Genomic DNA, 21,302 nt, shown 5'->3' on the forward strand with positions numbered 1-21,302 from the left:
ATTTACTACCACTATGGCCCGAAACCCCTTAGGAACGCCATGACCTCCGTCGACGTCCGGAAAACCCCCGGACCACCACGCCCCGGCATCAGCACCGGGTTCGCCGTCCTGCTCGCCGTCGTCTGCGGCATCGCGGTGGCGAACATCTACTACGCCCAGCCACTGCTGGAGGACATCGGCCGCGACCTCGGCGTCGGCGCGGCCGGGCTCGGCTTCGTGACGACCGTGACCCAGGTCGGTTACTTCGCCGGGCTGATCCTGCTGGTACCACTGGGTGATCTGCTCAACCGCCGCGTGCTGATCCCCGTCGGTTCGGTGATCGCGGCGCTGGCGCTGCTCGGCGTGGCCGTGGCTCCGAACTCGGTGGTGTTCTTCATCGCCAGCGGCGTCGTCGGCCTCGCGACGGTGGTGCAGCAGGTGATCATCGCCTACTCCGCCGTGCTGGCCAGCCCCGAATCGCGGGGCCGTGTGCTCGGCATCGTGACCAGCGGCGTCGTGATCGGCATCCTGCTCGCGCGGACCGTGGCCGGCCTGCTCGCCGACGCGTTCGGCTGGCGCTCGGTGTTCGTCGTGTCGGCGGTGCTGATGCTCGGCGTCGCGGTCGTGCTCGGCCTGCGGCTGCCGCCGGAGCTGCCGGACCGGCCGTCGGTCTCGTACCGCAAGCTGATCACGTCGATCGTCACGCTGACCGTGCGCGAGCGCGTGTTCCGCGTGCGGAGCCTGATCACGCTGTTCATGTTCGCCGGCTTCGGTGCGCTGTGGGGCTCGATGGCGCTGCCGCTTTCGGCCGAGCCGTGGAACTTGTCGACGTCGGCGGTCGGGCTGTTCGGCCTCGTCGGCGCCGCGGGCGCGTTCGGTGCCGCCCGCGCCGGCTCCCTGGCCGACCGCGGCCGGGCACAGTGGGTCACCGGCATCACGCTCGTGCTGTTCGCAGTGTCCTGGCTGCCGATCGCGTGGCTGCCGAAGTCGCTGATCCCCCTTGTCGTCGGGATCATCGTGATCGACTTCGCCGGCCAGGCCATCCACGTGACCAACCAGCACCTCATCGTGGGCCTCGACCCGAACGCGAGCAGCCGCCTCATCGGCAGCAACATGGCCTACTACTCCGTGGGTTTCGGCGGCGGCGCCGTCGCGGCGACCACGGTGTACAGCGCGTGGGGCTGGACCGCGGTCTGCGTCCTCGGCGCCGGGTTCAGCCTGGTGGCCTTGCTGGTGTGGGGCGCCGACCGGCTGTCGGCGGCCCGCCTTGCTCCGGCAGTGGCGTAAGTGCCCGATTGGCCCACAGTTCTACGGTAGAAATGGACCACGGGCCCGTGCCAAATGACACGTAGCGTGGTTGATGCCAGACAATTCGCAGAACCAGGAGAGATGATGAAGATTTTCCTCGCCGGCGCTTCCGGTGTGCTCGGACAGCGGCTGATCCCGCGGCTGGTCGAGGCCGGGCACCAGGTCGGCGCGATGACGCGGTCGGCCGCCAAGATGGAATCGTTGATCGACCTCGGCGCCGTCGCGATCCTGTGCGACGTGTTCGACCGCGACGCGCTCGTGCAGGCCGTCCGCGACTTCAAGCCGGACGTGGTACTCAACGAGCTGACCGACTTGCCCGACGACTTCGCGAAGATCACCGACCACACCGAGCGCAACGCCCGCATCCGCACCGAGGGCAACCGCAACCTGATCGCGGCCGCGCGCGCGGCCGGCACGCCGAAGATCCTCGCGCAGAGCGTGGCGTGGCAGCTGCCCGACGGCCCCGACGCCGTCGCGGTGAAGGACCTCGAGCAGTCGGTGCTGGCCGAAGGCGGTGTGGTGCTGAGCTACGGCCAGTTCTACGGCCCCGGCACCTACAACGAGGGCGCGCTGCCCGCCGAGCCTCGCGTGAGCCTCGACCGCGCGGCCGAGCTCACGGTCGAAGCGCTCGACGCGCCGACGGGTGTCGTGAAGATCGTCGACTGACTCGGGAAATCGATCCGAGAACGCGCCGGCCGGGTCAGCCCGGCCGGCGCGTTGTCAGGCGAACGTCGAGTCCAACCCGTTCTCCTGCGCGTACGCGATCAACGCCCGCGGCGCGCGTTCGATGTGGGCCGCCAGGAGCTCCACGGCCGGCTCGGCGTCGCGGTTCAGCGCGAAGTCCTTGAGGCGGCGGTGTTCGCCGGCGACGTCACGCTGGTGGTCGTCGGTGAGCGCCCAGTACCAACGGCGGTAGAGCTCGGCGCTGTCACGCAACGACGTGGCGATCGCCTCGAGCCGCGGGCTGCCGCTGCCGGCCAGCAACGCGCGGTGGAAGTCGCGGTGGGCCAGCGTCCAGCTTTCGTTGCAGGAACCGTCTTCGAGGGTCACCGGCGTGCGGTCGAGCGCGTGGTGTGTGCCGAGCACCGACGTCTCCCAGCCGATGTCGCCGAGTTCGAACGACTGCCGCAGCGCCAGGGACTCGATCTGCACGCGGACCTTCGTGAGGTCCGCCAGATCGCCGACGGACAGCGGGCGCACGGTGAACCCGCGCTGCGGCGTGGAAACCAGCAGTCCCTGTTCCGCCAGCCGCGTCAGCGCTTCGCGCACCACGGACATGCTCACGCCGAAGCGCGTGCTCAGCTCCTGGGACTTCATGCGCTGCGCCGGCTCGAAGCGGCCGCCGAGGAGGTCGGCCCGCAGCGTCTCGAAGACTTCCCCGGTCCGGCTCGCAGCAGGTTTCGTCACCACTCGGACAGTCCAGTTCGGAATCGATATTCCACGGCCACAACGGAAGTCCGCGTCAGTCGGCGACCAGGTCGTTGCGCAGCCGGCCGATGCCCTCGATCTCACTGACCAGCGTGGTACCGGGGACCAAGTAGCGCTTGGGGTCCCGGCCCATCCCGACGCCGGCCGGCGTACCCGTGAAGATCACGTCACCCGGCAGCAGCGGCAGGACCGACGACAGGTACGAAACCAGCGCCGGCACCGAGAAGATGAGGTCGCCGGTGCGGCCGTCCTGCAGCACCTCGTCACCGACGGAGCAGCTCAGCGCGAGGTCGTCGCGGTCGGCCGGCTCGTCGGGTGTCACGATCGCGGGACCGAGGGGGCTGAAGCCGGGGTAGGACTTGCCGAGCGAGAACTGCGGCACCGCGCCGGCGAGCTGAACGTCGCGTTCGGACAGATCCTGCCCGATCGTGAGGCCCGCGACGTGGTCCCAGCCCTGCTCCTCGGTGACGCCCTCGGCTCGCTTGCCGATCACCACCACGAGCTCCACCTCCCAGTCGACCGACGCGCTGGGCAGCCGCACCGCGTCGTACGGGCCGGTGATGCTCGTGACGAACTTCGTGAACACCGGGGGCGCGGTCGCCGAGGCCGGCATGCCCGCTTCGGACGCGTGCGCGGCGTAGTTCAGGCCGATGGCGAAGATCTGCGCCGGGCGCAGCACCGGCGGGCCGACCTCGGCGTCGGTGAACGGCACCGCGTCCTCGAAGGACTGCCCGCGCGCCCACGCGGCGAACCCGTCCCAGTTCTCGTAGACGCCGTCGGGGTCCGGGCCGAACAACCCGTCGCTGGCCTTCTCGACGTCGAGGGCGAGGTCGCCGGAGATCAGGGCGACCCGGCCATTGATGTTTCCGTAGCGCATGGCGATTTTCCTTGTCTGCCAAGAAAGTCAGCGGGGCTGTGCGCACCGGTCACGAGCGACCCCATCGGCAGAGTAGCAAAATATCGATACTTTGCCAGTCTATCGTCGGAGCTGGTGATCCACGACACCGTCAGAAAAAACCACCGGTCAGGAGTGCGGGTGGTCGTGGCCGGCCGGACGCAGCGCGAGCGCCTCGGCGCGCGAGGCGACCTCGCCGCCGGGCACCGCACCGGTGTCGACGAGGACGTCTTCCAGCGCGGCGAGCCAGTGGTGGTAGTAGCTCCAGTCGCCGGCCCGGTCCGCTTCCCACGCACCGATGCGCGCGATGAGCGCCGCCTGGAAGCGCGGCCACTCGAACGCGCCGGCTTCGTACAGCGACACCGCCAGCCCGAACGCGCGGCTCTCCCACGGGGCCGCGAAGAGCAGCTCGCCGTTGGCCCGCGGCGGCGCGGCGACGCCGTCGACGCTCAACGGCGCGCTCACGGGGCCGCCACTTTGGCCACGCCGACCATCGCGTCGCGCGTGACGAGCTCGACGAGTTCTTCCTCGGTCAGGTTTTCCGTGCCGGCCGGGCGTTCCGGCAGCACCAGCCAGCGCACCTCACTGCTGGAGTCCCGGACGGTGATGCGCACGTCCGCGTCGAGTTCCAATCCCATCTCCGACAACACCTTCCGCGGCTCGCGGACCACCCGCGCACGGTAGGCCGGGTCCTTGTACCAGCTCGGCGGCAAGCCCAGCAGCGGCCACGGGTAGCAGGAGCACAGCGTGCACACGACGACGTTGTGGTCCTTCGCGGAGTTCTCGACCACCACGATGTGCTCGCCCTGCGGCCCGCCGAACCCGAGTTCCTTCGTGGCGGCCGTGCCGTCGGCCAGGAGGCGTTCGCGGTACGCCGGATCGGTCCACGCCTTCGCGACGACTTTGGCTCCGTTGAGCGGACCGATGTTCGTCTCGTACGTCGTGATGAGCCGGTCGACCACAGCCGGGTCGATCAGGCCGCGTTCGACGAGCAGTTGTTCGAGCGCCTCCGTGCGCAGCGCGGCCGACGGCCGTCCGGCGGTTTCTTCAGCAGTCACGCGATTTTCTCCAGGTACGAGGCGAACAGGTCCACGGTGACGTCGAAGGGCTCACTGTCCGCGCCCCAGAGCTCGCGCGAAGCGAAGCGCACCGTGTAGACGTACTGCGGGTTCTCCGCGACGAAGTGGGCATTGGTGTCGGGCAGCACCGAAGCCGGCTGCACGACCTCGACGACGCCGACGTGCCCGCGCACGTACCCGGCCAGCCGCGTGTGCCCGGGCGGCGCCGTCGTTTTCGTGCGGACGCGGTCACCGGCCGCCAACTCCGGCGGAACATCGAGGACCCGCAGGGAACCCTCGGCCGTCGGCGCGTAGCCGGGCTTGTGCGGCACGGGAAGCGGGGGCTCTTCGACGTGGTCACCGGCCAGGTTGCGAGCCCGGGCGTCGACGGCTCCGGGCGCGAGCAGCGCGCTGTCGAGCAGCACGAGCTCGCCGGCGTTGAGCCAGCGGCCCCAGTAGCCTTCGCCGAGGTAGGCGTCGCGGTCCTGGCGTTCGAGGCCGTGGCGGAAGGCGTCGAGGTTGGCGCCGGCCGCGCGCCAGGCCAGCGCGCCCAGCGCGAAAGCCCGGGCGTTCCAGCGTTCGGGGAACACCGGCTCGTCGCGCCGCGGCGGAGGCACGGGGCCCCAGCCCTCGGTGCCGCCGAGGTCGGCGATCCCGTCCAAGACACCACCTCTCCAACCGGTAGTAAACTGCAACCAGACTAACCAGGGTGGTTTCAAACAGCAACCGGAGGTGGCCGCAGTGAGCGAGCGCACGTGGACGAGCCCGCGGTGCCCCGTCGCGCGGACGGTGGACCTCGTCGGGGACAAGTGGTCGCTGCTGATCATCCGCGACGCGTTCGACGGCATCCGCCGGTTCGGGCAGTTCCAGCGCAACCTCGGGGTGGCCAAGAACATCCTCGCCGACCGGTTGCGCAGCCTCGTCGACGCCGGCGTGCTGTCCGTCGAGCCGGCCTCGGACGGCAGCGCCTACCGCGAGTACGTGCTGACGAAGCGCGGCGAAGACCTGTTCGACCTCGTGGTCAGCCTGCGGCAATGGGGCCAGGACCACGCGTACGAACCCGGCGAGGACCACGTGCTGCTGGTGGACCGCGAGACGGAAGAGCCGATTCCGCGGCTCACCTACGTGACACCCGACGGCACGCCGATCCACGCCGACGACACCCGCGTGCTCAAGTAGACCGTCCACTGCGGACGGATCAGTACACCTCGGCCAGACCGGCGAGCACGGCGTCGAGGAACCCCGGGAACCGCGCGTCGAGGTCTTCGCGGCGCAGGCACACGAAGTAGTTGCGGCCTTCGAGCTTCGTCCGCGTCAGCCCGGCCTCGCGCAGCACCTTCTTGTGGTGCGACAACGTCGACTTGTGCAGCGCGGCCAGCAGGCCTTCCGGCCCGCACGGGTGGAACTCGCCGTCGGCGAGCGTGACCAATACACGCATTCGCGCGTCGTCGGCGATCGCGTTGAGCACGTCGTCGAACCGGATGTCGGCGACAGCCGGTTCCTCCAGGTAGCGAGCCACAGCACCTCCTCGGCGACCTCAGTCACAACGGTACCAGATTCATCAAACCATCCTTGACGAGAGCCGTTTCACCTTCTTATGGTTTGACGTACATCAAACCTTCCTCGAAGGGATCCCCCGTGTACCGACGCCTGCTCGTTCTCGCCCTGGGGACGTTCGCCGTGGGAACGGACGGCTTCGTGATCGCGGGCATCCTGCCCGAGATCTCGCGCTCGTTGCACACGAACGCCGCCGCGACCGGCCTCCTGGTGACGATGTTCGCCTTCACCTACGCGGTGTCGTCGCCGATCATCGCCGCCACCACCGCACACTGGCCGCGCAAACGGCTGCTGATCGCCGGGCTGCTGATCCTCGCGGTCGGCAACGTCCTCACCGCCACCCTGCCCCTCTACGGGCTGGTGCTCGCCAGCCGCGTGATCGCCGGCCTCGGCGCCGGGATGTTCACGCCCACCGCCAGCGCGACGGCGGCGTCGCTGGTGGAACCCCACCAACGCGGGCGCGCGCTCGCCGTCGTCATGGCCGGCCTCAGCTCCGCGACCGCGCTGGGCGCGCCGATCGGCACCGTGATCGGTTCGCAGACCAACTGGCAGACGACGTTGTGGTTCGTCGCCGCGCTCGCCGTGCTGGGTGCCGTGGGCGTCACCGTGCTGCTGCCCGCCGTCCCCGCCGCGCACGTCGCCGGGCTGCGCGAGCGGCTGGCGACGATGAAGGACGCGCGCATCGGCTTCACGCTGCTCACGACGTTGCTGGTGTTCACCGGCCTGTTCACCGACTACACGTTCGTCGGCGAATCGTTCGACCGCGCCACCGGCGGCAACGGCATCGCGCTCGCCATCCTGCTGTTCCTCTGGGGCGCGGGCGCCACCGTCGGCAGCGTCACGGCCGGGCACCTCACCGACCGCATCTCCGGCCAGCGCATCATCGCCGTGGCGGTCGTGGTCGTGGGCATCGACTTCGCGCTGCTTCCCTTCAGCAGCCGCACCTTCGCCACGGCGGCCGTCGCGCTGTTCGTCTGGGGCGTCTGCGGCTGGGCGACGCTGGTGCCGCTGCAGCACCGGCTCATCGAGGTCTCGCCCGAGCACGCGCCGGTGAGCATCGGCCTCAACGCCTCCGCCACCTACCTCGCGACGGCCGCTTCGGGCCTCACGGGCGCGGCCGGGATCGCGGCGTTCGGCGCGTACAACCTCGGTCCGTTCGGCTTGATCTTCCTCGCACTCGGCCTGGTCGCGTCGATCGTGTCGGCCCGGTTCGTCCACACCCGCCGGCCGGCTCCGGCCGCCCCGGTTCCCGCCGCGGCCGAGCACTGAGAAGTCCGAGTGACCCCGTCGCCGTCCGGGGTCACTCGGGCGGCCGCGACTCCCCCGCGTCGAATGCCGCCTGGTTCCCGCGGACCTGCGCCTGGTGCTCGGTCGACCACGCGCCGAGCGCCAGCACCGCCGACAGCAGCGACGAACCCAGCTCCGTGAGCGTGTACTCCACGCGCGGCGGCACCTCCGGGTGCGAGGTCCGGTCGACGAACCCGGCGCGCTGCAGCTGCTTCAGCGTCAAGGTCAGCATCCGCTGCGAAATCGCCGGCACGGCGGCGATCAGGTCCGAGTAGCGCAACGGGCCGCTCGCCAGCGTGCCGAGCAGCAGCACGCTCCACTTGTCCCCGACGAGGTCGAGCACCTCGCGCACGAAGTCCGCGTCGCGGTTCGCCCAGTGCGCACACGGCTCGGGCACTTGCGCGACCCTCAGCCGCACGTCGGTTCCCACGGTTCTCACCCCTCCACAGTAGCTCTTCGCCCGGCCCGGGCACGCACATCGATGTGCCTTTTGTAAGCCCCTCGGATCTGTTGCACCATCGGTGGAAAGCGGATCTCGAAGGGACCACAGTGGACGCCGAATTCTGGTCGGACGTCGTCTGCCCGTACTGCGGGCTGATGAACCACCGGCTGCACCTCGCACTCGAGCGGTTCGAGCACGGCGCCGAGGTGCGCCTGGTGCACCGTTCGTTCCAGCTGCACCCGGATCTGCCGCGCGAAGGCGTCAGCCAGCGGCAGCTGCTCGTCGAGCACGGCGTTCCGCAGGTCGAGCACGACGTCCTGCGGCCGTTGGAGCTCCTCGCGCAGGCCGAGGGCCTCACGCCGTACCACGTCCTCGACCGCACGCTCGGGCCGACGGACCTGGCGCACGAGCTGCTCGCGTTCGCCACCGAACAGGGGCGCGGCGACGAGATCTGGACCGCGATGTTCCAGGCCCACTTCGGCCACGCCCGCAAGCTGTGGACCCGCGCGGAAGTCCTGGACTTCGCCGCCGAGGCCGGCCTGGACGTCGACGCCGCCGCGGACGCGCTGGACGGCCACCGCTACCGCGCCCGCGTACTGGCCGACCAGGACATGGCCCAGCGCCTCGGCGCGCGCGGCACACCGTTCCTCGTCCTCGGCGGCACCCACGCTCTCGCCGGCGCCGTCTCCACCGACGACCTCGTGTCGGCCCTGCGGACGGCTTGGGACGCCCGCCGGCCCGCCCCGCTCGGCGCGGGTGACGTGTGCACACCCGACGGCTGCACCTCCCCTTCCGCCTGACCCCTCAACTTCCGGAGAGACCCATGTCGTACCTCTTGCGCGTCAACGCTTCGGCCACCCCGGAGACGTCGTACTCCCGGCGCGTGGCCGACACCTTCACCGAGACCTGGACCGGTGAGGTCGTCACCCGCGATCTCGCCCACAGCCCGGTCGCCCACCTCGACGCCGCCGGCATCACGGCGCGCGCTGTCGCGCCCGGCGACCGCACGGCCGAGCAGGCCACCGCCGCGGCGCTGCAGGACGAGCTCGTCGGCGAGTTCCTCGACGCGAGCGCGTACCTGTTCGCGGTGCCGATGTACAACTACTCGATCCCGTCGGTGTTCAAGGCCTGGCTGGACCAGGTCATGGTCCCCGGCCGCACGATCGGCCTCGGCCCGGGCGCCGCCCCCACGGCCGGGCGCCCCGCGGTCGTCGTCTCCGCCCGCGGCGGGGGCTACGGCCCGGGCGCTCCCCAGCACGGCAAGGACCACCTGGTGCCCGCCCTGCACACCATCCTCAGCGACACCGTCCTCTTCGGACTCGACGTGCACTTCATCACGCCGGAGCTGACCTTCGCCCCCACCGTCGACCAACTGCGCCCACTGCTGCACCTGCACGAGGAGTCCCTCGCCGAATCCCACGACCTCGCCCGCCGGCACGCCGAGAAGCTCAACGAGCTCGTTTGTCACGGTTAGTGATGTTCACGCTTCCGTTCGTAACCGTCGGCCGGAAGGGTGGCCCCGGTGGAAGGCTGCGTGGGAGGTTCGCTAAGCTGGTTTCCCGCAGCGCGCGATTAGCTCAGCGGGAGAGCGCTTCCCTGACACGGAAGAGGTCACTGGTTCAATCCCAGTATCGCGCACGTAGTCCGATGTGGACTCACCTGGAGGGCGATTAGCTCAGGGGGAGAGCGCTTCGTTCACACCGAAGAGGTCACTGGTTCGATCCCAGTATCGCCCACCACCACGATGGCCCCGGATCACTCGATCCGGGGCCATCGTGCTGTCCAGGGCACGGACGGGCCGGCCGCCGGCGCGATGTTGTGGTTGACGCGGAAGAGGTTCTGCGGGTCGTGGCGCCGTTTGAGCCGCGCGAGCCGCTCGTAGCGCGTTGAGCCGTACGCGGCGCGAACCTCGGCGGGGGTTGTGGCCTGGGACAGCAGGTTGGCGTTCCGCTCGTCCTGCGTCCACGGCGCGAGCGTCTCGACCAGGACGTCCAGCTGAACCTCCGCCGCGCCGGCCCCGACGAGGGCCCACGGCGCACCGCGACCGGCGACGGCGTTCCGCACGGCGGGCTCGTCGGCCAGCGCCCCGCCCAGCGCCCGCAGCTCCACGGAACGCAGCGAGGTGCCGGAATCCGGACCCGCAACGGCGAGGAGCGCGTCGGCCGCCTCGGCCGGGAACGACCGCAGGGCCGCCGCGCGCTGCAGCCACCCGACGGGCGCCGACGGGTCCAGGTGCAGGCGGTGACCGTCGCGGTACGCGGTCTCGGCGACGGTGTCGCGCACGGCCGGGGCGACGGCCCGCAGCGGCGCCAGCGCGGCTTGGGCCTCAACGGGTGGGCGCAGGGACGAGAAGCGCACGTGGACCACCAACTCCGCCGCCGGCGAGCGGCGCCGGAAGGCGATCGACGACGACACCTCCCGCGGCAGCGCCGTCACCCACTCCCGCCAGGCGTGCAGGACCGTCAAGGCGTGCTCTCCGGCGAAGAACAAGCCGCCGCCGTAGAAGGACCGCACGGGGAACAGCGAGAACTCCATCGACGTGACCACGCCGAAGTTCCCCTTGCCACCCCGCAGGCCCCAGAACAGCTCGGGCTCGGCGTCCGCGGTCACCTCGCGCACGGCACCGTCGGCCGTGACGAGCCGAAACGCGCGCACGTGGTCGGCGGCGTATCCGTGCGTCCGCCCCAGAATCGGGCTGTGCCCGCCACCGAGGTGGTAGCCGACGACCCCCACCGTGGGTGACGCGGCGCTCACGCCCGCCAGCCCGCTCTCGCCGGCCCGTTCGGTGACCTGGCTCCAGCGCGCGCCGCCCTGCACCCGCGCGATCCCGGCCACCGGGTCTACCTCCACGGCGTCCATTCGCGACAGTGTGACCAGCACCGCGCCGCGCGCCCGGCTCACGACCTGGTGCCCGGTGGTGAGCACGGCGATCGGCAGCGCCCGGTCGGCCGCGAACCGCACCGCCTCCCGCACATCGGCCACGGTGACCGCCCCGATGGCCACGGCGGGCCGCAGCGGCGTGGCCAGGTTGAAGGTCGCGCACTCGGCCTCGAACCCCGCGTCGCCGGGCAGCACGACGGGACCGGTGAGCCGCCTCGACAGCCCGGCGACCTCGGCCGGGGTCAGCGACTCCGACGCCGCCGTCTCGTAAGGGCTCATCCGCTTCGCCTCTCGCGCTCGACGGCCCCAGCCTCACCGGGCCCGTGAAACGCGAATCAGACTTGCGACGCAGGTCACCGTCGCGAAGGGACGATGGGGCACCTCACGGGGCCGGGGCATCCCCGTCGGGGGCCGGCGGTCGCGACGACCCAGCCCGTGATTCCCCGCAACACTCCGGAGTTCCGCACCTCCAGCGCATCGAAGTGCCGCGTCCACGGCCGCACCGCGGCTTCATCCGCGACGGCCGGCCTCAGCGCGGCGTCCGCCGGCCGAGCAGGCGGCTTGTATCCTTCACCCCGAGTTCGTCCGTATCCGGACGACCGGTCCGCGGGCGGAGGTGTTCGGCGATGGCGAAGTCCGATCCGGTCGAGTTCGACCTCTACGGGATGATCGGGCACCTGCTGCGCACCACGCAGCAGCTGCACGTCGCCATCTGGTCCGACGTGTTCCCCGGCGGCCTCACCTCGCCGCAGTTCGCGGTGCTGCACGCGCTGGCCCACGAGGGCCCGCTGACCCAGACGACGCTGCGCTCCCGCGCCCGCCTCGACCGCTCGACGGCCGCGGACGTGATCCGCCGGCTCGTCGCCCGGCGGCTGGTCAGCCAGGTGAAGGACCCCGAAGACGCCCGCCGCCGCGTCGTGCGGCTGACGAGCGCCGGGCGCGCCCTGTACGCCGAGGCGACCGAGCGCGCGGTGGAGGTCAACGACCGGATGCTCGAAGGCCTCGACACCACCGAACGCAAGCAGCTCGTCGACAGCCTTAAGTCGCTGCTGGAACACCACCGCGGCCTGCTGGACTACCAGGACTGAGCGCTCACAGCAGCTCTTCGCGATACAGGCCGAGCGCCCGCACCACCGGCTCGTTGGAGTACGAGAACAGCACCGCGTCTTGCGACTTCGACGAGTTCACGTGCTGGTAGGTCGCCCACGACGGCACCACGAAGATGTCCTTCTCCCCCCACGTGAGCTCGTGGCCGTCGACGATCGTGGTGCCCTCGCCGCGCACGGCGTGCAGGATCGTGCCGGCCGTGTGGCGGCGGGCTTCGCCGCGGAAGCCGGGGACGAGCCGCTGGATGCGGCACGACACCGTCGGCATCACCGGACCGCCGGTCCAGGGATTCGTGTACTCCAGCACCACGCCGTCGACGTCGCTGCCGTCGGCGTTGTCCGCGATCGCCTCGAACGCGCGCGAGGTCTCGACCCACGGGTAGTTGCCGATCGGCGAGTTCGCACTGCGCTCGGCGATCCACGCGGGGTTCAGGCGGCCGTGGATGAACTGCGCCGAGGAAAGCCCGTCGGGCACGGAAACCTTCTGCGCGGTCTCGGAGTGGAGCTCGAAGAACTGGGTGTCGAGCGAGTTGACGAGCGGGAAGTCGAGGCCGTCGAGCCACATCATCGGGCCCTCGCCCTCGTGGTAGTGGTCGTGCCAGTGCCAGCCGGGCGTCAGCAGCAGGTCGCCAGGGTGCATGTGGACGCGTTCGCCGGACACGGTCGTGTAAGCGCCGGAACCCTCGATGATGAAGCGGAACGCGTTGGCGGAGTGGCGGTGCGCCTGCGCCTGCTCGCCGGGCAGGATGATCTGGATCCCGGCGTAGAGACCGGTCACCGTCGCGGATTCCTGCCGCAGCCCCGGGTTGATCAGCATCAGCACGCGTCGCTGGGCTTCCTCGATCGACAGCGCGTCGGCGAAGTGCAGCATGTATGGGCGCAGGCCGCGGTAGTCCCAGCGGAACGGCACCGCGCGCCTGGGCGGTTCGGCCGGGAACAGGTCGCCGAGGTGGCGCCAGAGCGTGCCGACGCTCTGCGCGGCCAGCTGCTCGTAGGCCTCGCCGGTGGTCACGGTCATGAGGTCCTCCTTCGAGCCGCCGCGAGGGCGGGCTGGGTGCTGGTGGGGTCGAATCCGTAGAGCCAGTCGACGATCTCGAAGTCGTCGGCGGCGCGGGGTTTGAGCGCATGGGCGCGCAGCAACGCGCCGACGCCGTCGAGGTGCAGAAGGTCACCCCAGGTGCGGGCGGTGGTCTGCACGCGGGCGGTTCGAGGGGCGCGGATGCGCTCGTAGGCAAGGAAAGCCGTCTCGACGTCGTCGTGCGCGGCGAGGCTGTCGGCGAGCGCGACGGAGTCCTCGATCGCCTGGCACGCGCCCTGCGCGAGGTACTGCAGCATCGGATGCGCGGCGTCGCCGACGAGCGTCACGCGGCCCTGGCTCCAGCCCGTCGCGGGTGGCCGGTCGAGCATCGCCCAGCGCCGCGAGCGGTCGATCAGCGCGATGCCGCGGGCGACCTCGGGGCAGGTGCCGCGGAAAGCGTCGTCGAGCTGGCGGCTCAGATCACCGTGCTGCGCGGGGTATCGGCGGGCGTCGAAGGTGGCGACCTGGTTGCACAGCTTGCCGCTGCGCACGGGGTACTGCACGAGGTGCAGGCCGGGGCCGACCCAGATCACCATGCTGTCGGGCTCGGTGAGGCCGCCGGTGACCTCCTCGACGGGCACGGTGCCGCGGTGGGCGACGTAACCGCAGTCCTCCGGTTCGCCGTCGCCGATGAGCAGGGCGCGGGTCGGTGAGTGCAGACCGTCGGCGCCGACGAGCGCTTCGGCTTCGTAGCGGGAGCCGTCGGCGCAGTCCACGGTGGCGTCGGGTCGCACGGTGACGACATGCTTGCCCGCCAGGAGCTCGACTTTTCCGGTGGCCAGGCAGGCGTCCAGGAGAGCCCGGTGCAGGTCCGCGCGGTGCGTCACGAAGTACCGGTGCCGGAAACGGCCTTCGAACGACGCTTCGGTCTCGAGCGAGGTGATGCGTTCGCCGGTCATCGCGTCGCGCAGCACCAGGCTGCGGGGGAAGAACGCGTCGCGCGTCACCGCTTCCAGCACGCCCAGGCGGTCGAGCACACGGGACGCGTTGGGGCCGACCTGCAGGCCGGCGCCGATCTCGGCGAACTCGGGTGCCTGCTCCAGCACCCGCACCGCGTGGCCGTCGCGGGCCAGGGCGAGCGCGGCGGCCAAGCCCCCGATGCCACCACCCAGCACCAGCAGCCCGCCGCGTCGCGAGGAACTTTTCGTCAGCATGCTGACGAATGTCGCAGACGGCTTCCGTGCCTGTCAATGGCTTGACTCCTGCCTGGCCGGGTCATACCGTCCGTGTACAGATGGAATTTTCAGCGGGCGGCTTCTCGGGCCGCCCCCGGCCACGGGACGGACACGCATGCGACTGGTGACCTACGACGGCGGGCGGGTCGGCTACCTCGCCGACGACCGGGTGGTCGATCTCGGCGATCTGGCCGGCGGGTACGGCGAGCCGGGCGCGATGCGCCGGTTGCTCGCCCGGTGGGCCGAGGTCCGTGACTCACTGCCCGCGCCCTCTGCGACGAACAGCGTGGCGCTGGCGGAAGTTTCACTGGACGCACCGGTGCCCGACCCGTCGAAAATCGTCGCGGCGCCGGTGAACTACCGCGACCACAAGTCCGAAATGGAGCTGAAGGTCGACATCAGCGACCTCGCGGTGTTCCTCAAGGCTCCGTCGTCGATCATCGCACACGGCGGTGTGGTCCGGCTGCCCTACGCCGACCGGCGCGTGGACCAGGAAGGCGAACTGGCGGCGGTGATCGGCAAGCGGGCGCGGAACGTGAGCGAAGCCGAGGCGCTCGACCACGTCGTCGCGTACACCGGCCTGCTGGACATCACCATGCGGGGCGGGGAGGACCGGTCGACGCGCAAGTCGTTCGACACGTTCACCCCGCTCGGCCCGTGGCTGGTCACCACCGACGAGGCGGACGCGGCCGACGCGATCGACCTCGACTGCACGGTCGCCGGTGTGCACCGGCAGTCTTCGAACACCCGCCACCTGATCTGGGGCGTCGCGAAGCTGGTTTCCTACATCTCGACGGTGATGACGCTGGAGGTCGGCGACGTGATCGCCACCGGCACGCCTTCGGGCGTCGGGCCGTTGACCGCCGGCGACGAGGTTTCCGTGACGCTGTCGGGCATCGGCACGCTCACCGTGACCGTGGCCGGTTCCGACGGCACGGTTTCGCCCACCGGGACCCGTCCGTCCGGAAAGGACTGACATGCCCTCGATCACCGACGTCACCACGGCGTGGTCGCGGATTCCGCTCGGCGCCGGCCGCGGCGGTTCCGGCGCGACCAAGGTCGACCTCCTGCTCGTCACCGTCACCGACGACGAGGGCGCGACCGGCACCGGGTTCACCTACGCGCTCACCGGCGGCGCCGACGGAGTGCACGCACTGCTCACCGGCACGGTCCGCGACCACGTCGTCGGCGCCGATCTCGACCACTGGCCACAGGTGTGGCAACGCGTGCGCGACGACACGCACCGGCTCGGCCGCGGGCTCGCGCTGCCCGCACTGTCCGCAGTGGACATCGCGGTGTGGGACCTGCGTGCCCGCCGCGCAGGCCTGCCGTTGTTCCGCTTCCTCGGCGCGCACCACGACGACGTCGAGATCTACGGCAGCGGCCGGGCCACACACGCGATGTCGGTGGAGCAGCTGGTGGACGGCACGCGCGCGTACCTCGACGAGGGCTACCACGCCGTGAAGCTGCGTGTCGGCGCTCGGCGGGCGGAAGAAGACGTGGCCCGCGTGCGCGCGGTGCGCGAGGCCGTGGGCGACGACGCGCGGATCATGATCGACGCCAACGAACGCCTCGACCTGCCGACCGCGTTGTGGACCGCGGCCCGGCTGGCGGACCTCGGCGTTTACTGGCTGGAGGAGCCACTTTCGTCCGACGACGTCACCGGCCACGCGACGCTGGCCGCCGCCGTGCCGGTGCCCGTCGCCGTCGGCGAGCACCTGCACGGGCGGTTCGAGTTCGCGGCGTACCTGCATGCGCGCGCCGCTTCGGTGCTACAGCCGGACGTGCCGCTGACGGGTGGCGTGACCGAATGGCTGCGGATCTCGGCCGTCGCGGAGGCGTTCGGCGCGACGCTGAGCCCGCACTTCCTGCCGGAACTGCACGTCCATCTGGCGGCAGCCGTGCCGAACTGCCCGTACGTGGAACACTTCCCGCTGATCGACGACGTACTGCAGGAGACCTTGGCCGTCCACAACGGACGCGTGTCCCCGCCGGATCGTCCGGGTCACGGGATGCGGTGGAATCTGTCCGCTTTGGACGATCTGCGCGTCCGGTGAGGTGTGGTCAGAAGACGAGCACACCCTGGGTGCTGGGCTGCAGTGTGCCGACCTTGACGGAGGTGACGTCGAACTCGGGGTAGCCGACCTTCTTGCCGTCCGTGCCGATCACGTCGACGACCGTCGCGCTCGTGCCGTGGGGCGGGGTGAGCTTGAGGGTGGTCGCGACGAACGTGTCAGGGCTGCCTGTGTCACCCGTCTCCCACTTGACGCCGGCGAAGGCGTTGGTGCCCGGGCGCAGCGTGATGGACGGGCCCGCACCGGGGATGTCGACGTTCTGCGTGGGCACCTTGAGCGGCGAGTCGTCGGCGGCGAGGAACTGCAGCGCCGGCCAGCCCTGGATCGTCACGGGGTCCTTGCCGGTGTTCTCGAGGGCGAGCAGGCCGAGGCCCTGGTCCTGGATGGTGAGCTCGGCGTGGAAGGACTGCTGGGTTTGGTGCTGGACCGCGGGTTTGTCCGCGTTCACCGGCGCGGTGTGGGCCGGCGGTGGTGGTGTGGCGCTCGAACAGGCCGTCAGTGTGAACACCACCGCGATCCCCGCGGCGATCGTCTTACCCCGCATGTGCACTCCCCTTCGTGGACGGCTCCTCACTACCCAGGACGGCCGACCCCGAAACAGGTTCCGGTGGGTTCACTCCATAGAGGACACGAGCCGCGTCACCAAGGCCGCGAGGCTCTCCTCGTCGAGCGCCGCGAGCTCCGGCAGCGCACCCGACGTCCGCCCGATGAGCACCCCGGCGAACGCCGCCGTCAGCAACTCCGCGCGCGCCTGCGCCTGCTCGACACCTTCGGCGGCCAGCCGGCGCGCGAGCGGTGTCACGATCCGCCGATGCAGCTCTTCCCGGGAGAACTCGTTGGCCTTCACGTCGTCGTGCGGGTGGAGCGCAACCTGGTACAACGGCTCCGGCCCCTGCCGCACTGCGCGCCCGACCAGCCCGCGCAACCGCTCGGCGTCCCCGAGGTCGGCCAGCTCCTCGTCGCCGGTCTCCTCCTGCAACACGGCGACGTACAGCTGCGCTTTCCCCCCGAAGTACCGCGCGATCATGGCCGGATCGACGCCCGCGCGCTCGCCGATGTCGCGGATCGTGGCCTGCGCGTACCCGCGCTCTGCGAACAACTCCGCCGCGGCCGCCAGCAGCGCGGCCCGCGTTCTCCCGGCATCCCGTCGCCGCGGGGTGGGTCGGTCGGTCATCGGCGCGCTCCTTCGGTCGTTTTTCCGGGCAGCAGCATGCCGAACGCAGCGGCCAGGACCCACACCGCCACCCCGGCGAAGGCCGCGACCGTGTAGCCGACGGCGTTCGGGAAGTGCTGCCCGTCCGGCGTGTGCGCGACGAGGATCGCGGCGCTGAGGGCGCTGCCGGTGGAGTAGCCGACGTAGCGCAGCACCTGGTTGAAGCTCATCGCACTGCCCGTCTCGTGCGGAGGCGCGCCACGCGTGATCATGCCGGGCAGCACGGCGAACACCGTGCCGACGGCGAGCCCCGTGGCCGCCATGACGACGGTGAGCACCACGTAGTCGTGCCGCACGAAGCCGAACGCGCCGACGCTCACGAGCCCGACCAGCGCAGCTCCGGGAATCAGCACGCGCCCCCACCCCCGCCGGATCACCGGCGCCGCGATCCGGCTGGCGAGCAGGCTCCCGATCGAGAACGGCAGCAACACCAGCCCCGCCACCACCACGGACCCCCCGAGCCCGCCGTCGGCCGGCGGCGTCTGGACGAACTGCACCATCAACGACGTCAGCAGATACATCCCCGTGCCCGACAGCAATGCCGCGACGTCCGCCGCCAGCACCCCCGGCAGCCGCAGCAACCGCAGCTCCACGAGCGGGTGGCCACTGCGTCCCTCATGCCACACCCACGCGACGAGCCCGCCCACCGCGACGACCACCGAACCGATCGACGCCGCCGAACCCCAGCCCCACTCCTCACCCTTGCTGATCCACAGCAGCAACGCGCCAAGCCCCACGCCCAGCAAAATCGCCCCCGGCACGTCCAGCCGCTTCGCCTGGGCGTTCCCGGCGTGGGGCAAGACCCTGATCGCCGCCACCAACGCAACCGCGGCCACCACGGCCCCGAACCAGTACGCCGCCTGCAGCCCACCCAGCTCCGTGATCAGCCCGGTCACCGGATACCCGAGCCCGACCCCCGCGACCGTCGTGATCGACAGGACCGCCATCGTCGGCCTCGCCCTCGCGGGCACCAACGCTTCCCGCGCCACCACGATCGTCAGCGGCGTCAGCCCCAGCCCCGCTCCCTGCAACCCCCGCCCCACCAGCAACGCCACGAACCCGAAGGGCAACGCCGCCAGCACACACCCCACCACCACGAGCCCCAGCCCGGCCAGCATCACGCGCCGCCGCGCGGGCCCGTCCCCCAGCCGCCCCATCACGGGCGTCACCATCGCCCCGACCACCAACGTCACCGTCAACGACCACTGCGCATCCCCCAACGACACCCGGTGCACCACAGCCACCGCCGGAATCAGCGGCGCCCCCAGACTGCTGATCACCGCCACGACGAGCCCGAGGAACACCAGCGTGGGCACCAACCCCCGCGCGGTTCGCTGTGCCGCGCCGCTCTCGGCCACGTCGGTCGCCGCGCGGCCGGCCCGCGCGCCGGGCACCTCACGAACACTGCTGCCCCACTCCGACGCCGGCTCCGGACCCCGCGCCGATTCCTCAGCGCTGCTGCGCCCGGCGGCCTCTCCCTCGGCACCCAGGGCCCGCCCACCTGACACACCAGACGCCGGCCCGCCCCATCCCCGGCCGCGCACTTGCCACTCAGCCCCGGCAGGTTCCGCCACCTCGCGCTCGGCCCGCCTTCTGTCCGGGCCGAGCGCCGAGCTGCCCAACTCCGGCGCCGCGCCCGGGCCGCGCACCTGCGAATCGGCGGCGCTCGCGGAGCGCCGTGGTGCGTCATCGGCCGCGGGCACACCGCACTCCGGCACCTCGCCCGAGCCGCGTACGGGCGGCTTCTGCCGGCCGCTCACGACAAACCCGCAGCGCACACACAGGCTGCCCGCGCGTCCGCCAAGTCGCCGAGACCGCATCCGGATCGCCCAGGAAACCACCGCCCACCAGGCAAAAGCCCGCGCGGCATCACCTCACCGGCCCACCCCGGCAGCGCGCACGAAGCGAGCCGCCTGGGTGTTCCACGCATCTCGCCCATGTCGGACATCGCGCCACACCTCAGTCATCAGTTGATGTCATCACCCGATGACTTACCCTACCTCGCGATGCCCAACCCGGCAGCCGCGATCCCCCTTCAGCCGAAGTGGACCACCTCGCTCGAGGTCAGCGACGCGCCCGCGGCGGCCAGCTCGGCGGCGACCGCGGCGGAGGCCTCGGCGGCGGGAACGGAGCCGTCGTAGGTGGCGTGGGCGTCGGTGACCAAGGTGACCGGGTGGCCGCGCCGGAGGGCTTCCAGGGTGGTTGCGCGGACGCAGAAGTCGCTTTGCATGCCGGCGACGACGAGGGGTGCGCCGGTGGGCACGAGCGTGGACAGAGGGGTGTCGGCGAAGGAGTCGGCGGTGGTCTTGTCCACCACGTGTTCGCCCGGGAGCACGTCGTGGACCAGGGCCCAGCCCGGCGTTCCGGGTACGTCGGGATCGTCGTCGGTGCCGTTGTTGCGCACGTGCACCACCGGCGCGCCGGCGGCACGCGCGCGGGAAAGCACTGTTTCGATCGCCGGGGCGACGGTGGCCGCGGAAGGCACCGGTTCGGGCGGGAGGAGCATGTTGTTCTGGACGTCGATCAAGATCAGCACGGGGATCATGCCGGAAGCATCGCACCCGCCCCCGACAAAAAACGCCGGCAAAACCCGTCAGTCCGGCATACCCCCGGAAAAACCCAGCTCCGCCAGCAATGCCGAAGTGTGCTCCCCCACGTCCGGGATCGGGTCGAACCGCGGCTCCCGCCCCGCCACCGTCACCGGCGGAACCAATGCCCGCAACGGCCCCACCGGCGAATCCACTGTGCCCCAACGCTCGCGCTCGGCCAGCTGCGGATGCTCGGCCAGCTGCGAGATCGTCCGCAGCCGTGCGTTGGCGATCGACGCCGCATCCAGGCGGGCGAGCACCGTCGCCGAGTCCAGCGGCGCGAAGGCGTCCTCGATCACCACCCGCAGCTCGTCGCGCCGGGCCGAGCGTTCGTCGTTGGTGGCGAAGGAATCCGCGACGTCGGCCCGACCCAGCACGTCGGCGCACAGCCGCCGCCACTCGCGGTCGTTCTGCACGGCGAGGAAGATCGTCTCGCCGTCGCCGCACACGTACGGCCCATACGGGGCGATGGCCGCGTGCGAAAGTCCCGTTCGCGCCGGTTGGGTGCCGCCGTAAACCGTGTAGTACAGCGGAAACCCGACCCACTCGGTGAGCGCGTCGAACAGCGACACCTCGAACGCCTGCCCGCGACCGGTCCGTTCGCGCTCGTACAGCGCCGAAAGGATCCCGCTGTACGCGTACATCCCGCCGGCCAGATCCGCGACCGGGATGCCTGTCTTCGCCGGTTCGTCGGGCGATCCGGTGAGCGCGGGGACGCCGGTTTCGCACTGCACCAACAGGTCGTAGGCCTTCTTGTCGCGGTACGGGCCGTCGGTGCCGTAGCCGGAGATGCCGCAGACGATCAGCCGTGGGTGCCGCGCCAGCAGCTCCTCCGGCCCGAGCCCGAGCCGCGAAGCCGCGCCCGGCGCGAGGTTCTGCACGAACACGTCCGCGCGCTCCAGCAACGCGTCGAGGACCCGCCGTTGCCCCGGCTCCTTGAGATCCAGCGCGATCGACTCCTTGTTGCGGTTGAGCCACACGAAATGGCTCGACAGCCCGCGCACGGTGGCATCGTACGACCGCGCGAAATCGCCCGAACCCGGCCGCTCGACCTTGATCACGCGCGCGCCGAGGTCGGCCAGCTGCCGCGTCGCGAACGGCGCCGCCACGGCCTGTTCGAGGGAAACCACCGTGACTTCGGACAGGGGCAGCATCGAAATCCTTTCGCCGGCGACCGTCGCGCCAGGCTACCTCCGGACCGCACATCAGCCGATCGGCCGGGTTTGTGACCCG

At 71.0% G+C, this 21,302-nt stretch carries 24 protein-coding genes and 2 tRNA genes; 11 read left to right on the forward strand and 15 right to left on the reverse strand.

Annotated elements, in window-relative coordinates; genetic code table 11:
• Positions 1 to 39: 39 nt before the first annotated feature.
• A complete protein-coding gene (locus ACQPXB_RS40960) occupies positions 40 to 1,266 on the forward strand; it encodes an MFS transporter (protein ID WP_432847175.1) in 1,227 nt (408 codons plus the stop codon).
• Between the two features lie 105 nt (positions 1,267 to 1,371).
• Entirely contained in the window at positions 1,372 to 1,953 is a 582-nt protein-coding gene (locus ACQPXB_RS40965; protein WP_432847176.1) for an SDR family oxidoreductase, read from the forward strand.
• Positions 1,954 to 2,007: 54 nt separating this feature from the next.
• Here the strand turns inward: ACQPXB_RS40965 and ACQPXB_RS40970 are convergent, their stop codons facing one another.
• From ACQPXB_RS40970 to nthB, 5 genes are all read right to left on the reverse strand, one after another.
• Positions 2,008 to 2,694, reverse strand: a complete 687-nt coding sequence (locus ACQPXB_RS40970) for a GntR family transcriptional regulator (protein WP_432847177.1) — start codon at positions 2,692 to 2,694, stop codon at positions 2,008 to 2,010.
• A gap of 55 nt (positions 2,695 to 2,749) precedes the next feature.
• Complete coding sequence (locus tag ACQPXB_RS40975) at positions 2,750 to 3,592, reverse strand: fumarylacetoacetate hydrolase family protein (RefSeq protein ID WP_366579428.1); 843 nt, start codon at positions 3,590 to 3,592, stop codon at positions 2,750 to 2,752.
• A 147-nt stretch (positions 3,593 to 3,739) separates the two neighbouring features.
• Complete coding sequence (locus ACQPXB_RS40980; protein ID WP_432847179.1) at positions 3,740 to 4,075, reverse strand: nitrile hydratase accessory protein; 336 nt, start codon at positions 4,073 to 4,075, stop codon at positions 3,740 to 3,742.
• The gene (gene nthA / locus ACQPXB_RS40985) at positions 4,072 to 4,668 is read right to left on the reverse strand and encodes a nitrile hydratase subunit alpha (protein ID WP_386955078.1); all 597 of its coding nucleotides are present in this window, start codon (positions 4,666 to 4,668) and stop codon (positions 4,072 to 4,074) included. The genes ACQPXB_RS40980 and nthA overlap by 4 nt, the downstream gene beginning before the upstream one ends.
• Positions 4,665 to 5,330, reverse strand: a complete 666-nt coding sequence (nthB, locus tag ACQPXB_RS40990; protein ID WP_432847181.1) for a nitrile hydratase subunit beta — start codon at positions 5,328 to 5,330, stop codon at positions 4,665 to 4,667. The genes nthA and nthB overlap by 4 nt, the downstream gene beginning before the upstream one ends.
• Before the next feature lie 79 nt (positions 5,331 to 5,409).
• On the opposite strand from nthB, the gene ACQPXB_RS40995 reads away from it, so the two are divergent.
• Positions 5,410 to 5,847 (forward strand): winged helix-turn-helix transcriptional regulator, encoded by a 438-nt coding sequence (locus ACQPXB_RS40995; RefSeq protein ID WP_432847183.1) that lies wholly within the window; start codon positions 5,410 to 5,412, stop codon positions 5,845 to 5,847.
• A 19-nt stretch (positions 5,848 to 5,866) separates the two neighbouring features.
• Here ACQPXB_RS40995 and ACQPXB_RS41000 read toward each other — a convergent pair whose 3' ends face one another.
• Positions 5,867 to 6,187 (reverse strand): ArsR/SmtB family transcription factor, encoded by a 321-nt coding sequence (locus ACQPXB_RS41000; protein ID WP_255638418.1) that lies wholly within the window; start codon positions 6,185 to 6,187, stop codon positions 5,867 to 5,869.
• 119 nt (positions 6,188 to 6,306) lie between these two features.
• Here ACQPXB_RS41000 and ACQPXB_RS41005 point away from each other — a divergent pair, with 119 nt between their 5' ends.
• Entirely contained in the window at positions 6,307 to 7,494 is a 1,188-nt protein-coding gene (locus ACQPXB_RS41005; protein WP_366579438.1) for an MFS transporter, read from the forward strand.
• Positions 7,495 to 7,525: 31 nt separating this feature from the next.
• Here ACQPXB_RS41005 and ACQPXB_RS41010 read toward each other — a convergent pair whose 3' ends face one another.
• The gene (locus tag ACQPXB_RS41010) at positions 7,526 to 7,951 is read right to left on the reverse strand and encodes a winged helix-turn-helix transcriptional regulator (protein WP_366579439.1); all 426 of its coding nucleotides are present in this window, start codon (positions 7,949 to 7,951) and stop codon (positions 7,526 to 7,528) included.
• 110 nt (positions 7,952 to 8,061) lie between these two features.
• On the opposite strand from ACQPXB_RS41010, the gene ACQPXB_RS41015 reads away from it, so the two are divergent.
• From ACQPXB_RS41015 to ACQPXB_RS41030, 4 genes are all read left to right on the forward strand, one after another.
• Positions 8,062 to 8,754 carry a DsbA family oxidoreductase gene (locus ACQPXB_RS41015; protein WP_432847187.1) on the forward strand — a complete coding sequence of 231 codons (693 nt, stop codon included), beginning with the start codon at positions 8,062 to 8,064 and terminating at the stop codon, positions 8,752 to 8,754.
• Positions 8,755 to 8,777: 23 nt separating this feature from the next.
• On the forward strand, positions 8,778 to 9,428 hold the full coding sequence (locus ACQPXB_RS41020; RefSeq protein ID WP_432847189.1) for an FMN-dependent NADH-azoreductase: 651 nt from the start codon (positions 8,778 to 8,780) through the stop codon (positions 9,426 to 9,428).
• 92 nt (positions 9,429 to 9,520) lie between these two features.
• Positions 9,521 to 9,592 (forward strand) — tRNA-Val (locus tag ACQPXB_RS41025).
• A gap of 26 nt (positions 9,593 to 9,618) precedes the next feature.
• Positions 9,619 to 9,693: transfer RNA gene (locus tag ACQPXB_RS41030), tRNA-Val, on the forward strand.
• A 16-nt stretch (positions 9,694 to 9,709) separates the two neighbouring features.
• Here the strand turns inward: ACQPXB_RS41030 and ACQPXB_RS41035 are convergent.
• A complete protein-coding gene (locus ACQPXB_RS41035) occupies positions 9,710 to 11,113 on the reverse strand; it encodes an FAD-binding oxidoreductase (RefSeq protein ID WP_366579444.1) in 1,404 nt (467 codons plus the stop codon).
• Between the two features lie 347 nt (positions 11,114 to 11,460).
• On the opposite strand from ACQPXB_RS41035, the gene ACQPXB_RS41040 reads away from it, so the two are divergent.
• Complete coding sequence (locus ACQPXB_RS41040; protein ID WP_386955057.1) at positions 11,461 to 11,922, forward strand: MarR family winged helix-turn-helix transcriptional regulator; 462 nt, start codon at positions 11,461 to 11,463, stop codon at positions 11,920 to 11,922.
• A gap of 4 nt (positions 11,923 to 11,926) precedes the next feature.
• Here the strand turns inward: ACQPXB_RS41040 and ACQPXB_RS41045 are convergent, their stop codons facing one another.
• Together ACQPXB_RS41045 and ACQPXB_RS41050 are read right to left on the reverse strand one after the other, a co-directional pair.
• Entirely contained in the window at positions 11,927 to 12,958 is a 1,032-nt protein-coding gene (locus ACQPXB_RS41045; RefSeq protein ID WP_432847191.1) for a cupin domain-containing protein, read from the reverse strand.
• Positions 12,955 to 14,172 carry an FAD-dependent monooxygenase gene (locus ACQPXB_RS41050; RefSeq protein WP_432847193.1) on the reverse strand — a complete coding sequence of 406 codons (1,218 nt, stop codon included), beginning with the start codon at positions 14,170 to 14,172 and terminating at the stop codon, positions 12,955 to 12,957. The genes ACQPXB_RS41045 and ACQPXB_RS41050 overlap by 4 nt, the downstream gene beginning before the upstream one ends.
• 136 nt (positions 14,173 to 14,308) lie before the next feature.
• On the opposite strand from ACQPXB_RS41050, the gene ACQPXB_RS41055 reads away from it, so the two are divergent.
• Both ACQPXB_RS41055 and ACQPXB_RS41060 read left to right on the forward strand, forming a co-directional pair.
• Positions 14,309 to 15,169 (forward strand): fumarylacetoacetate hydrolase family protein, encoded by an 861-nt coding sequence (locus ACQPXB_RS41055; RefSeq protein ID WP_432847195.1) that lies wholly within the window; start codon positions 14,309 to 14,311, stop codon positions 15,167 to 15,169.
• 1 nt (position 15,170) lies between these two features.
• Complete coding sequence (locus ACQPXB_RS41060) at positions 15,171 to 16,250, forward strand: mandelate racemase/muconate lactonizing enzyme family protein (RefSeq protein WP_432847197.1); 1,080 nt, start codon at positions 15,171 to 15,173, stop codon at positions 16,248 to 16,250.
• A 7-nt stretch (positions 16,251 to 16,257) separates the two neighbouring features.
• Here ACQPXB_RS41060 and ACQPXB_RS41065 read toward each other — a convergent pair whose 3' ends face one another.
• The 5 genes from ACQPXB_RS41065 to ACQPXB_RS41085 form a co-directional block, all read right to left on the reverse strand.
• A complete protein-coding gene (locus ACQPXB_RS41065; RefSeq protein WP_432847199.1) occupies positions 16,258 to 16,812 on the reverse strand; it encodes a DUF4232 domain-containing protein in 555 nt (184 codons plus the stop codon).
• 69 nt (positions 16,813 to 16,881) lie between these two features.
• A complete protein-coding gene (locus tag ACQPXB_RS41070; RefSeq protein ID WP_432847201.1) occupies positions 16,882 to 17,442 on the reverse strand; it encodes a TetR family transcriptional regulator in 561 nt (186 codons plus the stop codon).
• Positions 17,439 to 18,875, reverse strand: a complete 1,437-nt coding sequence (locus tag ACQPXB_RS41075) for an MFS transporter (RefSeq protein WP_432847203.1) — start codon at positions 18,873 to 18,875, stop codon at positions 17,439 to 17,441. Before ACQPXB_RS41075 ends, ACQPXB_RS41070 begins: the two co-directional genes overlap by 4 nt.
• Positions 18,876 to 19,516: 641 nt before the next feature.
• Positions 19,517 to 20,026 carry an isochorismatase family protein gene (locus ACQPXB_RS41080; RefSeq protein WP_432847205.1) on the reverse strand — a complete coding sequence of 170 codons (510 nt, stop codon included), beginning with the start codon at positions 20,024 to 20,026 and terminating at the stop codon, positions 19,517 to 19,519.
• Between the two features lie 48 nt (positions 20,027 to 20,074).
• Complete coding sequence (locus ACQPXB_RS41085; protein WP_432847207.1) at positions 20,075 to 21,223, reverse strand: CaiB/BaiF CoA transferase family protein; 1,149 nt, start codon at positions 21,221 to 21,223, stop codon at positions 20,075 to 20,077.
• Between the last annotated feature and the right edge of the window lie 79 nt (positions 21,224 to 21,302).

Origin of the sequence: Amycolatopsis sp. CA-161197, from assembly GCF_050942255.1 — a bacterium.
In the GTDB taxonomy this organism is placed as follows: domain Bacteria; phylum Actinomycetota; class Actinomycetes; order Mycobacteriales; family Pseudonocardiaceae; genus Amycolatopsis.

What these genes read in the sequence shown, in the direction of transcription:
- ACQPXB_RS41055 (WP_432847195.1), top strand. Translation starts at nt 14,309, where the DNA reads ATGCGACTGGTGACCTACGACGGCGGGCGGGTCGGCTACCTCGCCGAC.
- ACQPXB_RS41070 (WP_432847201.1), bottom strand. Translation starts at nt 17,442, where the DNA reads ATGACCGACCGACCCACCCCGCGGCGACGGGATGCCGGGAGAACGCGG.
- ACQPXB_RS41085 (WP_432847207.1), bottom strand. Translation starts at nt 21,223, where the DNA reads ATGCTGCCCCTGTCCGAAGTCACGGTGGTTTCCCTCGAACAGGCCGTG.
- ACQPXB_RS40975 (WP_366579428.1), bottom strand. Translation starts at nt 3,592, where the DNA reads ATGCGCTACGGAAACATCAATGGCCGGGTCGCCCTGATCTCCGGCGAC.
- ACQPXB_RS41050 (WP_432847193.1), bottom strand. Translation starts at nt 14,172, where the DNA reads ATGCTGACGAAAAGTTCCTCGCGACGCGGCGGGCTGCTGGTGCTGGGT.
- ACQPXB_RS41080 (WP_432847205.1), bottom strand. Translation starts at nt 20,026, where the DNA reads ATGATCCCCGTGCTGATCTTGATCGACGTCCAGAACAACATGCTCCTC.
- ACQPXB_RS41045 (WP_432847191.1), bottom strand. Translation starts at nt 12,958, where the DNA reads ATGACCGTGACCACCGGCGAGGCCTACGAGCAGCTGGCCGCGCAGAGC.
- ACQPXB_RS40960 (WP_432847175.1), top strand. Translation starts at nt 40, where the DNA reads ATGACCTCCGTCGACGTCCGGAAAACCCCCGGACCACCACGCCCCGGC.
- ACQPXB_RS41040 (WP_386955057.1), top strand. Translation starts at nt 11,461, where the DNA reads ATGGCGAAGTCCGATCCGGTCGAGTTCGACCTCTACGGGATGATCGGG.
- ACQPXB_RS41060 (WP_432847197.1), top strand. Translation starts at nt 15,171, where the DNA reads ATGCCCTCGATCACCGACGTCACCACGGCGTGGTCGCGGATTCCGCTC.
- ACQPXB_RS41065 (WP_432847199.1), bottom strand. Translation starts at nt 16,812, where the DNA reads ATGCGGGGTAAGACGATCGCCGCGGGGATCGCGGTGGTGTTCACACTG.
- ACQPXB_RS41020 (WP_432847189.1), top strand. Translation starts at nt 8,778, where the DNA reads ATGTCGTACCTCTTGCGCGTCAACGCTTCGGCCACCCCGGAGACGTCG.
- ACQPXB_RS40965 (WP_432847176.1), top strand. Translation starts at nt 1,372, where the DNA reads ATGAAGATTTTCCTCGCCGGCGCTTCCGGTGTGCTCGGACAGCGGCTG.
- ACQPXB_RS41035 (WP_366579444.1), bottom strand. Translation starts at nt 11,113, where the DNA reads ATGAGCCCTTACGAGACGGCGGCGTCGGAGTCGCTGACCCCGGCCGAG.